12 protein-coding genes and 2 tRNA genes are annotated in these 12,244 nt (G+C 59.1%); 6 read left to right on the top strand and 8 right to left on the bottom strand.

The annotated features are described in order from the left end of the window. Positions 1 to 13 precede the first annotated feature (13 nt). On the bottom strand, positions 14 to 481 hold the full coding sequence (locus tag INHI_RS20585; protein ID WP_036767142.1) for a Panacea domain-containing protein: 468 nt from the start codon (positions 479 to 481) through the stop codon (positions 14 to 16). A gap of 362 nt (positions 482 to 843) precedes the next feature. Here INHI_RS20585 and INHI_RS0117150 point away from each other — a divergent pair, with 362 nt between their 5' ends. Continuing rightward, positions 844 to 1,164, top strand: a complete 321-nt coding sequence (locus INHI_RS0117150; RefSeq protein ID WP_027248400.1) for a hypothetical protein — start codon at positions 844 to 846, stop codon at positions 1,162 to 1,164. Between the two features lie 465 nt (positions 1,165 to 1,629). Here INHI_RS0117150 and INHI_RS0117145 read toward each other — a convergent pair. Beyond that, positions 1,630 to 1,706, bottom strand: a tRNA-Arg gene (locus tag INHI_RS0117145). Positions 1,707 to 1,851: 145 nt separating this feature from the next. Here INHI_RS0117145 and INHI_RS0117140 point away from each other — a divergent pair. Together INHI_RS0117140 and INHI_RS0117135 are read left to right on the top strand one after the other, a co-directional pair. Further along, positions 1,852 to 2,877 carry a LacI family DNA-binding transcriptional regulator gene (locus INHI_RS0117140; RefSeq protein WP_014876273.1) on the top strand — a complete coding sequence of 342 codons (1,026 nt, stop codon included), beginning with the start codon at positions 1,852 to 1,854 and terminating at the stop codon, positions 2,875 to 2,877. Beyond that, positions 2,877 to 4,103 carry a winged helix-turn-helix domain-containing protein gene (locus INHI_RS0117135; protein WP_027248399.1) on the top strand — a complete coding sequence of 409 codons (1,227 nt, stop codon included), beginning with the start codon at positions 2,877 to 2,879 and terminating at the stop codon, positions 4,101 to 4,103. Before INHI_RS0117140 ends, INHI_RS0117135 begins: the two co-directional genes overlap by 1 nt. A 30-nt stretch (positions 4,104 to 4,133) precedes the next feature. On the opposite strand, the gene INHI_RS0117130 is transcribed toward INHI_RS0117135, so the two are convergent. From INHI_RS0117130 to INHI_RS0117105, 6 genes are all read right to left on the bottom strand, one after another. Continuing rightward, positions 4,134 to 4,574 (bottom strand): acyl-CoA thioesterase, encoded by a 441-nt coding sequence (locus INHI_RS0117130; protein ID WP_014881443.1) that lies wholly within the window; start codon positions 4,572 to 4,574, stop codon positions 4,134 to 4,136. A 97-nt stretch (positions 4,575 to 4,671) separates the two neighbouring features. Further along, positions 4,672 to 6,177 carry a TRAP transporter large permease gene (locus tag INHI_RS0117125; protein ID WP_014876276.1) on the bottom strand — a complete coding sequence of 502 codons (1,506 nt, stop codon included), beginning with the start codon at positions 6,175 to 6,177 and terminating at the stop codon, positions 4,672 to 4,674. After that, entirely contained in the window at positions 6,174 to 6,758 is a 585-nt protein-coding gene (locus INHI_RS0117120; RefSeq protein ID WP_014881444.1) for a TRAP transporter small permease, read from the bottom strand. The genes INHI_RS0117125 and INHI_RS0117120 overlap by 4 nt, the downstream gene beginning before the upstream one ends. 70 nt (positions 6,759 to 6,828) lie before the next feature. Further along, the gene (locus tag INHI_RS0117115) at positions 6,829 to 7,875 is read right to left on the bottom strand and encodes a TRAP transporter substrate-binding protein (protein WP_014881445.1); all 1,047 of its coding nucleotides are present in this window, start codon (positions 7,873 to 7,875) and stop codon (positions 6,829 to 6,831) included. A 349-nt stretch (positions 7,876 to 8,224) separates the two neighbouring features. After that, positions 8,225 to 8,914 carry a fumarylacetoacetate hydrolase family protein gene (locus tag INHI_RS0117110; protein WP_027248398.1) on the bottom strand — a complete coding sequence of 230 codons (690 nt, stop codon included), beginning with the start codon at positions 8,912 to 8,914 and terminating at the stop codon, positions 8,225 to 8,227. A 273-nt stretch (positions 8,915 to 9,187) separates the two neighbouring features. Further along, positions 9,188 to 9,263: transfer RNA gene (locus INHI_RS0117105), tRNA-Lys, on the bottom strand. Between the two features lie 211 nt (positions 9,264 to 9,474). On the opposite strand from INHI_RS0117105, the gene dapF reads away from it, so the two are divergent. Genes dapF through INHI_RS0117090 form a run of 3 tightly spaced genes read left to right on the top strand, consistent with a single transcriptional unit; the run spans position 9,475 to position 12,147 of the window. Then, on the top strand, positions 9,475 to 10,320 hold the full coding sequence (gene dapF, locus INHI_RS0117100) for a diaminopimelate epimerase (protein ID WP_027248397.1): 846 nt from the start codon (positions 9,475 to 9,477) through the stop codon (positions 10,318 to 10,320). Further along, a complete protein-coding gene (mtaB, locus tag INHI_RS0117095; RefSeq protein WP_027248396.1) occupies positions 10,317 to 11,582 on the top strand; it encodes a tRNA (N(6)-L-threonylcarbamoyladenosine(37)-C(2))-methylthiotransferase MtaB in 1,266 nt (421 codons plus the stop codon). Before dapF ends, mtaB begins: the two co-directional genes overlap by 4 nt. 43 nt (positions 11,583 to 11,625) lie before the next feature. Then, on the top strand, positions 11,626 to 12,147 hold the full coding sequence (locus INHI_RS0117090; RefSeq protein WP_027248395.1) for a chloramphenicol phosphotransferase CPT family protein: 522 nt from the start codon (positions 11,626 to 11,628) through the stop codon (positions 12,145 to 12,147). Positions 12,148 to 12,244: the final 97 nt, after the last annotated feature.

Below are 12,244 nucleotides of genomic sequence, written 5' to 3'. Positions count from 1 at the left end.
GCCCTCGGCCCATTCAGGCGGGGGTGGGGGTGGCGCGTCTTGCATCTAATCCCTGCTGATAGTGGTCTCGAATGTATTCATCCGGTATTTCAGTACTCATGACATTGGTCTGGAAAACCCTCTGCCAAGGGGTGCCCTGCCTATGTGTTAGATTTGAAAGGGCAATCCCGGAGTATTTTCCATAGTTCTCTACAATGCTATCGTAAAATGCTTCCATGCTCGGGTTACTGATTGGCCCATCGGCAACCAAGTCTGTGGGGATTTCGTCTCTGCCGAACCGCTTAGTCGCTTGATACAGATTGGGGATGACAGGCCCATACTTCCAAGCCTCAATGCGGTCATTGAACAGCTTGTCGTTGTGCATCGCGAGGTACCAACCGTAAGAGATGTAGACGAGCTTCATCAACTGCATAGGGGTCAGGGACATGCCCCGCCTCTTTGCAATCTTTAGAATATCATCTGCTACAACTTGTGCTGACATTTCGCGCTCCTGTGGGTAACATAAACATACTAAGCCGCGATTGCTATACGGCTAGTTAAGTATATAGGTCCCAAATGTTTCATATGGCTGACGTAATACGGGTGGCCCCAGGATCAAACAGGCGCCACAAGACGACACCAATAGGCATACCGATTTCGAGCTTTCTGGGAAAAAACCTGGCTGGTCTGCAAGGTGATCTGTGCGATGCCAATGACGTCAGTTCAGCTGTCGCCCGAGCGCGTGTAGGCGGGCACCCCCTGCCGTTTTGTGAAACTATTTGCCTTTGATTCTGACCGTGTAGGAAGGCCTGACACCCTTGGGTGGGGGTGTATGCATGGTGGTGCAGGTCAAAGGATCTTAAAATGGCCAGGCCCAGAAGCCCTGCCTACCCCAACTTCCCGCTTGAGAAGGCACTGGTGATGATTTCAGATATTTTTGAGGCTGACCGCAGAAACATCATTGATCGTGAAACGGCAGCGAAGCATGTCGGTTATAGCAGCCTCAGCGGTGCATCCGACAAGGTCTTGGCCACTTTAAAGCATTATAATTATTGTAAAATCAGGGTCGGACAAACAAGAGTCACTCAAGTCGCCATGCATATCATTCAACCAGACTCCGATGAAGGCAGAGAGTCTGCCCTCCTCACAGCAGGCAGGGGTCCGGATATTTTTAACGAGATCTAGGATCGTTTTCCTGGCTCCCCTCCTTCTGAACCTGCTCTGACTTCGTGGCTTGTGCGCGAAAATTTCCAGAATCGCGCAATCAAGCCCATCGTGAAAAGCTACACCGAAACCTACCGATATCTGGAACGGGAAGGCGCATTCGACGCGATACGGTCTACGTCTCCGCCCTGCTCGACAAAGATGGCCTCAAGAAGCTGGCTAAGAAAATTGCTGCCTTGAGTGATTTCTTGGATGATGATTGAGGCCTCGTTATTGCGGAGGGTGAGGGCTTGCCGTCAGGCCGTCCACGCCCTCCCCAATCAAAGCTAATTGACCCTTCTGCAAGGACCACGCGCATTTCGCGGTCGATCCCAAGCTCGATCGGTCAGGCCGCTTCGCAGTGTGAAATCACGGGGTTTCGTTCCGAGTTTCGTTCCGGAACGACAAACTTCAAGGTTAAATTCAACCATAATCCTTTGAAATTTATGGCGACCCCGGCAGGATTCGAACCTGCAACCTGCCCCTTAGGAGGGGGCTGCTCTATCCAGTTGAGCCACGGGGCCTAATCCAGGCCAGCCTGTTTACGCGATAGCAAACCCGTCATGGCAAGACAATCCTGAGGAATTGGATTTCGCGGCGGCTGTCCCCATTGTGCAGCCTGCGCTGTCTGCGCTAACCTAACGGGAACAACAATGTGAGGCCATCGACGTGACAACGGACAACAAGCGCCCGCTCACCCTTCGTGACGTATCCGAAGCCACCGGGGTGTCAGAAATGACCGTCAGTCGCGTATTGCGCAACCGGGGCGATGTGTCGGAAAAGACCCGCCAGAAGGTGCTGAGCGCGGCAAAGGAACTGGGCTATGTCCCCAACAAGATTGCCGGCGCGCTGGCGTCGAACCGGGTGAACCTGGTGGCGGTCATCATTCCGTCGCTCTCCAACATGGTGTTTCCCGAGGTGCTGACCGGCATCAACTCCGTGCTTGAAAACACCGATCTGCAGCCGGTCGTGGGCGTCACCGACTATCAGCCGGAAAAAGAGGAAAAAGTCCTCTACGAGATGCTCTCCTGGCGGCCCTCTGGCGTCATCATCGCAGGCCTTGAACACACTGAGGCCGCGCGCGCCATGCTCAATGCGTCGGGTATTCCTGTGGTTGAGGTAATGGACACCGACGGCAAGCCGGTGGATGCGATGGTCGGCATTTCACACCGTCGCGCAGGCCGAGAAATGGCCAAGGCGATCCTGAAGGCGGGTTACCGCAATATCGGCTTCATGGGCACCAAGATGCCGCTGGACCACCGCGCGCGCAAACGTTTTGAGGGCTTCACCGAGGCCCTCGCCAAGGAAGGCGTGGAGATCATGGATCGCGCTTTCTACTCTGGCGGATCTGCCCTCGCCAAGGGCCGTGAGATGACACAGGAAATGCTCGAACGCTCCCCCGAGCTGGATTTCCTTTACTATTCCAACGACATGATCGGCGCCGGTGGCATGCTCTATCTGATGGATCAGAAGATCGACATTCCCGGTCAGATCGGACTTGCCGGCTTCAACGGGGTCGAACTGTTGCAGGGGCTGCCACGGCAGTTGGCCACGATGGATGCCTGTCGTCTGGAAATCGGGCGCAAGGCGGCAGAGATCATTGCCGCCCAACTCGACAATCCGGATGCCGAGATCGAAAAGCACGTGACCCTGACGCCCACGATCACCTTTGGTGACACGCTCAAACGGCGCTGATGGCGATTGCGCGGCTGGACAACCGGGCCGCGCGGCGCCTGTTCATGGATCGGCACGCACTGTTGGAGCAACCCAGCGGGTCGGCCAAGGGTGATGCACTGCTGGAGCTGATCACCCGATTGGGCTTTGTGCAGCTGGACAGCATCAATACCGTCGCCCGCGCCCATGACATGATCCTGTTTTCGCGCAGGCCCAGCTATCGGCCTGCGGCGCTGAAACGGCTTTATGAACAGGATCGCAGCCTGTTCGAACATTGGACCCATGACGCCGCGGTCCTGCCAATGGAATTCTACCCGCACTGGCACCTGCGGTTTCGACGCGACGCCGAGGTTCTGCGCCAGAGGTACCGCAACTGGCACCGCGACGGTTACGAGGCCAAGTTTCAGCATGTTCTGGACCATATTCGCGACCATGGCGCGGTCAGCTCCTCTGACGTGGGAAAGGACGAGAAAAAGGGCACCGGCGGCTGGTGGGACTGGCACCCGTCAAAAACCGCGTTGGAATACCTCTGGCGGTCCGGCGCGCTGGCGGTTGTGGGGCGCAGCGGCTTTCAGAAACGCTATGATCTGAGCGAACGGGTCATCGACGCTCGTCACCTCTCCGTGCAAGGCTCCCCCAAACCAGAAGAAACACTGGACTGGCTCTGCAACGCGGCGCTCGATCGGCTCGGCTTTGCCACCTCCGGGGAGCTGGCAGCCTTCTGGGCCACGGCCTCCCCAACGGAATGCGCCGCGTGGTGCAAACGGGCGCTGGCGGATGGGCAGATTGAACCGGTCGATGTCACGCTGGCGGACGGGCGCAGCCGCCGTGTCTTTGCCCGCCCCGGTGCTGTCGAACAGGCCGCCGCGCTGCCGCCACCACCCGGCCGCATGCGTCTCCTCAGCCCGTTTGATCCGGCCTTGCGGGATCGCAAGCGCGCCGAAGGGCTGTTTGGGTTTCACTACCGGATTGAGGTTTTCACCCCAGCCGCCAAACGCCGCTACGGCTATTATGTCTTCCCGCTGATGGAAGGCGACCGTCTGGTGGGGCGTATCGACATGAAGGCGCACCGTCAGGCGGGTGACCTCGCAGGCGATCTACATGTCACCGCGCTTTGGCCAGAGCGGGGCGTCAAATGGTCTCCGGCACGGCAGAACCGGCTGGAGGCCGAGCTGGAACGGACCCGCCGTTTCACCGACATGGAGCGGGTGTCATTTGCAGATGGTTGGCAGCGTGAACCACTGTGATTGCAGCTCTAACCTGCCAGAAAGTGCGCTTTATACGAGATCAGGCCGCAGCAACGGCTCAATCACCGCACGGTAATCAGCAGGCGCAGGCTTGGCGCTGAAATCGCTCGGCTCAATAAAGACACAGACGAATTTGCCCTCAAAACAAAGCGTGCCGTCCTGCCGCGCCTCCACCCGGAAGGTCACGGATTTCTGCCCCAATGCAACGGGCCAGACCGAACAGGCCAGCCGATGGCGTGGCGTAACGGGGGAGCGGAAATCGATGCTCATATGCACAAAGGGCGTGCCGGTGCCACGATCCAGTTCCATCTGATACCAGCCGTCGCCATCCAGCTGATGTTCCCACCAGGCATCAATGGCCTGCAGCGCGAAACCCGGCAAATGACCGGTATAGGCGATACGCGCCGGGTCGCAGTCACCCCAGCCCACACGGATCTCATGGATAAAATCGGACGTCTGGCTGTCGGTCATTCTGGGCCTCGAACTTGGGAAAACAGGATTGGAAACGGCAACGGCCACCCGTCAGACACGATGGTCAAACGGATGGCCGCAAGAGTGAACCGCGCCGTCAGCGCATCAACATCAGCGGCAGCAGTGTGATGATCGGAAAAGCCACTAGGATCACAACGCGGATCAGGTCGGAGGCGACAAAGAACATCACCGCCTTATAGGTGTCCACCATCCGTGTGGTGCGATCCATCGCGTTGATCACAAACAGGTTCATCCCCACCGGCGGGGTGATCAGACCAACCTCGACCACGATCAGAACCAGAATGCCAAACCAGATGGCGACGTATTCGGTCTCCAAACGGTTCGCCATGCCCTTGCTCACGCGAATGCCCAGTTCTTTCATCTGCTCGCGGGTCAGTTCGGTGCCGGTGGCAATCGCCTCCTGGATCGAGGCAAGCATGTCCGCCCCCATCCCCTGTGGCACACCTGCCTTCAACACCTCCATCGCGGCCTCGGCCTGCATGGCGGGCAGGTTCACCAGACCAAAATCCATCGCCGAAATGACAGGGTAAAAGATCGGGATGGTCAGCAGGATCATCGACAGGCTGTCCATCAGGCAGCCAAACACCAGATAGAACGCCAAGATCAGCATCAGCACCATCCAAGGGCTCAACCCTTGTGAGACCACGAAATCAGCCAGCTCCTGCGGCACCTTGGTGAGGGCGAGGAACCCGTTGTAAAACCCGGCCCCCAACACGATGAAAAAGATCATCGCGGTCGAACGCGCCGTGACCATGAAACTGTCAGTCAGGGTCTCGCGATTAAGCCCACCGTTCAGCCAGGCAATCAGCCCAGTCCCCAACGCGCCAACGGCCGCGCCTTCGGTCGGGGTGAACCAACCGAGATAGATCCCACCAACCACCAGTCCAAAGACCAGAAGAACCGGCCAGACGTGAAACAACGCCGCAAACCGTTCGCCCCATGGCACGGGCGGGCGGGTACCAGCACTTCCGGGAAAGACGCGAACGTAGATAGAGATTGCAATCACATAACCGATGGCCGCCAGAATACCGGGGATGAAGGCCGCCAAGAACAGTTTGGCAATGTTCTGTTCGGTCAGGATCGCGTAGATCACCAGCACCACAGAGGGCGGGATCAGAATACCAAGGGTGCCGCCCGCCGCCAGCGTCGCGGTAGAGAAGCCACCGGCATAGCCGTAGTTGCGTAGCTCCGGCAGCGCCACCCGCCCCATTGTCGCCGCCGTCGCGAGGGACGAGCCGCAAATCGCGCCAAAGCCCGCACAGGCGCCGATAGCCGCCATGGCAACACCGCCCTTCTTATGGCCAAGGAAGCCCTCGGCCGCCTTGAACAAGGCAGTCGACATGCCCCCCAGTGTCGCAAAATGCCCCATCAACAAGAACATCGGCACGATGGTCAGTGAATAGGAGGAGAAGGTCGAATAGGTCTCGCTCTTCATTCGGCCAAAGGCAACCTGAGTGCCATCGGTCACGATGATCAGCCCGACCAGGCCAACCAGAAACATCGACAGGCCAATCGGAACCCGCAGGAAAATCAGCATCATCAGGACGGGAAAAGAGGCAATCCCGATTTCAAGCGCAGTCACTGTTCGCCCTCCACGCCGTCCCAGACAAGGATGCGGCCAGTCATGAATTCAATCGTGCGTATGGTGGCCATATAGATGCCCACCACTGCGGCCACGCTGGCCGCGACAAGGCTGGCGGCATAGGCCCACCAGACAGGAAACTCGAGCAGGAAGGACGTCTCGCCGTTCTGAAGCTTGCTCAGCGCACCGGCCCCGAGCCGAACCGCAATCAGCACCAAGACTGCGGCGAAAATGATCTCCGTCACCATCCGCAGGAACCGCTTGGCCCCCCTCGGAAAGCTGTTGGTCACAATATCAACCGACGCATGGCCTGCGGTAATCTGACAGAGCGGCAGAAAGGCAAAGATCGCAAAGGCGACACCGGCCTCGACAATCTCAAAATCCCCGTTGATCGGCCCGACGCCGATCGCGATCAGCCACTCGGCCAGATCCGGCGCGATGCTCTGCATCAGGGCGCCGTGCAACCCCCCGTTCAACAGACGTCCGGCAATCGACAGACATGTCAGCAGGATCAGCAGAGACAGCACAACGCCGCCCGCCATGGCCATGGATCTGGCCAGTCCCATCATCAGCTTGTGCATGGAAAGCCTACCCTTTCAGGTGGGGGGTGGACCTGCGGATAAACGCAGCCGCAGGTCCACCGGTCTTGGCTCAGTTGTCGTACTGAGCAGTGTATTTGTCGATCAGATAAGTCGCCTGCTCCAGCAGCGCGTCACCATCGACCCCTTTGGCCTTCATATCATCCAGCCACTGCTTGTAGATCGGCTGGGACGCCTCACGCCAGATCGCGGTCTGCTCCTCGTCCAGAGTGATGACATTGTTGCCTTCATCCAGCGCAAATTCCCGCGCGGGAGTGTCGGCATCCGCCATGGTCCCACCGGCAAAGACCGAGAATTCCAGACCGGAGTTCTCATCGACAGCCTTCTTCAGATCGTCAGGCAGGCTTTCGTACTTCTCCTTGTTCATCGCCAGAACAAAGGTCAGCGTATAAAGCGCACGACCGGTGAATTCGGTGTGGTTCTCAACCAGTTCCGGTACTTTCAGCGCGGTGGTGACTTCCCACGGGATGGTAGTCCCGTCGATCACGCCTTTGGACAGCGCCTCGGGGATGGCAGGCACCGGCATACCAACCGGGGTTGCGCCCAGCTCGGTCAGCAGACCATTCACCGAACGGCCACCGCCACGGATCTTCATACCGCGCAGGTCGTCGGGGGATTCCACTGGATCAGTGGTGTGGATGATACCCGGACCATGGACCCATGTGCCCAGGATTTTCACGTCCTTGAACTCGGTGTCCTTCATATGTTCGTCGAACATCTCCCAATAGGCGTGCGAGGCTGCGCGCGCATTGGTCATCATGAACGGCAGTTCGAACACCTCGGTCGACGGATAGCGGCCGGGCGTATAGCCCACCACGGTCCAGACGATATCTGCAACACCATCAATGGCCTGATCCATCAGCTCTGGCGGCTTGCCCCCCAGCTGCATCGACGGATAGCGGTCAATCTTGATGCGGCCATCGGAAGAGGCCTCAACCTTGTCGGCCCAGACATCCAGAATCAACTTGGGCACATTCGCCTGCGCCGGCAGAAACTGGTGCAGCTTCAGCGTCACCTCCTGCGCCATGGCAGACGTCGCCCCCATCGCCATGAGTGCAACGGCCCCCGCCGCGCCAAGTAGCTTTCTCCGAGTGGTCATGTGTTTCCTCCCTCTGACCTTTGTTTATTCCATTTATCGCCATCGGACCCCGCCGATGCAACAAACGCCCATGCCCTGCGACACTGTGCAAACGAGGCCATTCCGCCCCGGACCGTCACGATAGCGCCCCCTTGCTTCACCAGCTATTAGGTGCATTTGTAACCATCAACCGATGATTATGCATTTCCGCCACATGATTTCGCGATCCTGCGCAGGGCGCGCAGCGTGTTGAAAGAAAAATACGTTACAGGATAATCTAAACAAGCGGTAATTCGGTTACTTAATTCACGTTATAGGTGTATAGCGATGTGAAACTCACCATAACGCCTGTATATCGCGCGTAGATCCCTCAGCGCAGCGCCAGCCGCACTGGCATCAACCCGTCAATCCCGCCTTCGATATCATCTCCCGCCACAACAGGTCCGACGCCAGCCGGGGTTCCTGTCATCACCAGATCCCCGGGCCGCAGGTGATAATACCGTGACAGATGGCAAAGTATGTCCTCAACCGACCAGATCAGCTCCGCAAGCGAGGCGTCCTGGCGAATCTCATCGTTGACCCTCAGCCAGATCCGCTGATCCCCCGGTGCGCCCCAGTCCTCCGCCGCGCGCAGCGGCGCAAAGACACTGCCATTCTCCAGATCCTTTCCCAGGCTCCACGGGCGTTGCTTCTGCCGCTCGCGCAGTTGCAGGTCCCGCCGCGTCATATCCAGCGCGCAGCCGTAGCCCCAAATCGCCGCCCGCGCCTGCGCCACTGTCGCATCCTGCAAAGGCGCAGAAATCGCCACCACAAGCTCCATCTCGTGGTGAAAATTTTCCGTCCCCTGCGGATAGGGCACCTCGGCACCACTCAGCACGGCATGACAGGCTGACTTTGTGAAATAAAACGGCTGTTCCCGATCGACCTCGACCCCCATCTCCGCCGCGTGGGCTGCATAGTTCCGGCCCACACAGAAGATACGACCAATCGGCCAGCTCTCATCCCGCCCCTCAACAGGAATCGCCGGCACCGGCGGCAGATCAAACAGCACTTTCGACATGGAGAATCCTTCGGATAAAGAGGCGATCAAATCGGCCCATCAACAGCCCCGCAAAACCGCCGCAAGCCGTCAGAGATAAGATACCGCACCCTAGCAATGCGCCCCGTCCAGCGCGAGTCCCCACCGCAGGGTTTCAGTGTGCACTCCACGTCAGAAATCCCGCGCAACCAATCGCGGTGACGGAAGCTTATCGCAAAAACAGGCCATACAGCCCCACTCAGGACCGGAATCATGCGCTAGCTTGTGCTGTATTTTCAGTGGAAAGAGAGGAAGTGGTGAGCCGTGCAGGATTCGAACCTGCGACCCACTGATTAAAAGTCAGTTGCTCTACCAACTGAGCTAACGGCCCACTTCTTCGTCGGAACAATCTGTCGTTCCTTGGTCGCTCTTTAAGGACATAACCCAGAAGGATCAAGCACTTAATTTGCTTCGGAGCGGCGCGACCGTGTCAGTCATGCTGTCCCGATAGGCGGCGTATCTAGGGGTAAGGGCTGAGACGGTCAACCCCTTTTTTCAAGTTTCTTGCCACAAGGCTGGATTCATCTTCGGCGGAGGTCTATATGCCCGAAATGACCATAGGATCAGACACCCGCTTGCCCTTTATGAAAATGCATGGCCTCGGCAACGATTTCGTTGTGGTGGACGCGCGCGATCAAACTTGGGACATCACCCCGGCCATGGCTGAGGGAATCGCCCATCGTCAGATGGGGATCGGTTTTGATCAGTTGACGGTCATCACGAAGGGCGACGAGGACGCGCATCTGACGTTCTACAACGCCGATGGATCAACCTCCGCCGCCTGTGGCAATGCCACCCGCTGTATTGCGCGCCACCTGCTGGATGAAAGCGGCAAGACCCATCTGCGCCTGACCACCGACCGTGGTCTCCTCCTGGCTGAGGACGCGGGGAACGGGCTCACATCTGTCAACATGGGCGAGCCGCAGCTCGACTGGCAGGATATTCCTCTGGCCGAAGATGTCGATACGCTGGAACTGCCGATCGAGGGCGCACCCACCGCCACCGGCATGGGCAATCCACACTGCACCTTCTTTGTCGACAATGCAGAGGTGATTCCTCTCGCGGAGTTTGGCGCCCGCTACGAACATCACCCGCTGTACCCCGAACGCACCAATGTGCAGGTGGCCCATGTGGTTGCACCGGATCATCTGCGGATGCGGGTCTGGGAACGCGGTGTCGGCATTACGCTGGCCTCCGGCTCCTCCTCCTGCGCCACCGCAGTGGCCGCAGCGCGCCGCGGGTTGACGGGCCGCAAGGTGCAGATTGATCTGGACGGCGGCACGCTCTGGATCGACTGGCGCGAGGATGGCGTCTGGATGACCGGACCCACCATGCATGTGGCCGACGGCCACTTCACCCGCCAATTCCTCGAAAGCCTCTCCAAGTGACCAACGCCCCCAAGTTCACAACACTCGGCTGTCGGCTGAACGCCTATGAGACCGAGGCCATGAAGGAGCTCAGCCAGCAGGCCGGGCTTCAGAATGCGGTCGTGGTGAACACCTGCGCTGTCACGGCAGAGGCGGTGCGCAAAGCCCGGCAGGAGATTCGCAAGCTGCGCCGCGAAAACCCCGAGGCGCCGATCATCGTCACCGGATGCGCCGCCCAGACCGAGCCCGAGACCTTTGCCGCCATGGATGAGGTCACGCAGGTCATCGGCAATACCGAGAAAATGCAGGCCCAAACCTGGCAGCAGATCGCCAAGGGACCTGATTTCATCGGCACCACTGAAAAGGTGCAAGTCGACGACATCATGTCGGTGACGGAAACCGCTGGCCATCTGATTGATGGCTTCGGCACCCGCTCGCGCGCCTATGTGCAGGTACAGAATGGCTGTGACCACCGCTGCACTTTCTGCATCATCCCCTATGGTCGCGGCAACTCACGCTCTGTTCCGGCGGGCGTGGTGGTGGACCAGATCAAGCGGCTGGTGGACCGGGGCTATAATGAGGTGGTGTTGACCGGCGTCGACCTCACCTCTTGGGGCGCAGACCTGCCCGCCACGCCACAGCTTGGCGATCTGGTGATGCGCATCCTGAAGCTGGTGCCGGATCTGCCACGCCTGCGGATTTCCTCGATCGATTCGATTGAGGTAGATGACAACCTGATGCAGGCGATCGCAACAGAACCCCGTCTGATGCCACATCTGCACCTGTCTCTACAGCACGGCGATGATCTCATACTGAAACGCATGGCCCGACGCCACCTCCGCGATGATGCGATCCGCTTCTGCGAGGAGGCCCGCAAACTTCGCCCGGAGATGACCTTCGGCGCCGATATCATCGCAGGCTTTCCGACCGAAACCGATGCCCATTTCGAGAATTCGCTGAAGCTGGTCAGCGACTGCGATCTTACCTGGCTGCATGTCTTCCCCTACTCAAAGCGTGAGGGCACGCCCGCAGCCCGGATCCCCAGCCAGGTCAACGGCCCTCTGATCAAGGAACGCGCCGCCCGCCTGCGCGCCGCGGGTGACGCCCAGGTTCAGACGCATCTGACCGCGGCAGTGGGTAAAGCTCATCAGATTTTGATGGAAAATCCGCACATGGGCCGAACCGAACAATTCACCGAAGTCACCTTTGCCGCCCCTCAGATCGAAGGGCAGATCGTGACCGCCACACCAACCGGGATCACGGGCACACAGCTCACAGCCTGACCTCGCGCAGTGGGTGCCTATCGGCCGGGAGACAGACACATCAATGGCTCTCATCCTCTTCCTCCATGGCGCCTCCAGCAGCGGCAAATCCACGCTTGCAACCGCATTGCGGGATCAGGCTTCGCGGCCTTTCCTGCATCTTTCCATTGATCACCTGCGCGACAGTGGTGCCTGGCGGCCTGCGGATTATCCCGATTGGCACGCAGCGCGTCCGGCGTTCTTCGCCGGCTTCCACCGCATGATTGCCGGCTTTGCCGAGGCCGGGAACGACCTGATCATCGAACATATCCTCGACACCCCCGGCTGGCACGCTGAGCTACAGGCCCTGCTGAGCCACCATGATATTGTCTTCATCGGGTTGCGCCCGCCGCTCGCGACGCTCAATCAGCGCGAGAGGGTCCGAGGCAACAGACCAGCAGGCAGCGCCGCACGAGATGCGGCGCATGTCCATGATGGGCTCCGATATGACCTGGAATTTGATGGCAGCCCCCCGGCCGCAGATATGGCCCGAACGCTCTTCACGCATCTCGAGACCCCAAGACCCCGCTCCCGCTTCTTCGCCTGACAGCAGCCTCAGCGCGCCCTGCCCCGTCATCTTTCCCAAAATACTCCGGGGTGAATGCCCGCAGGGCAGAGGGGCAGCGCCCCATCTTGAGGATCAA

It is taken from the genome of Phaeobacter inhibens DSM 16374, assembly GCF_000473105.1.
Taxonomy (GTDB): Bacteria; Pseudomonadota; Alphaproteobacteria; order Rhodobacterales; family Rhodobacteraceae; genus Phaeobacter; species Phaeobacter inhibens.
This window is presented reverse-complemented; position numbering and strand designations above follow the sequence as displayed.

Coding starts and splice junctions, on each gene's coding strand:
- INHI_RS20585 (WP_036767142.1), bottom strand. CDS start 481: ATGTCAGCACAAGTTGTAGCAGATGATATTCTAAAGATTGCAAAGAGG.
- INHI_RS0117150 (WP_027248400.1), top strand. CDS start 844: ATGGCCAGGCCCAGAAGCCCTGCCTACCCCAACTTCCCGCTTGAGAAG.
- INHI_RS0117135 (WP_027248399.1), top strand. CDS start 2,877: ATGGCGATTGCGCGGCTGGACAACCGGGCCGCGCGGCGCCTGTTCATG.
- INHI_RS0117130 (WP_014881443.1), bottom strand. CDS start 4,574: ATGACCGACAGCCAGACGTCCGATTTTATCCATGAGATCCGTGTGGGC.
- INHI_RS0117120 (WP_014881444.1), bottom strand. CDS start 6,758: ATGCACAAGCTGATGATGGGACTGGCCAGATCCATGGCCATGGCGGGC.
- INHI_RS0117115 (WP_014881445.1), bottom strand. CDS start 7,875: ATGACCACTCGGAGAAAGCTACTTGGCGCGGCGGGGGCCGTTGCACTC.
- INHI_RS0117110 (WP_027248398.1), bottom strand. CDS start 8,914: ATGTCGAAAGTGCTGTTTGATCTGCCGCCGGTGCCGGCGATTCCTGTT.
- dapF (WP_027248397.1), top strand. CDS start 9,475: ATGCCCGAAATGACCATAGGATCAGACACCCGCTTGCCCTTTATGAAA.
- INHI_RS0117090 (WP_027248395.1), top strand. CDS start 11,626: ATGGCTCTCATCCTCTTCCTCCATGGCGCCTCCAGCAGCGGCAAATCC.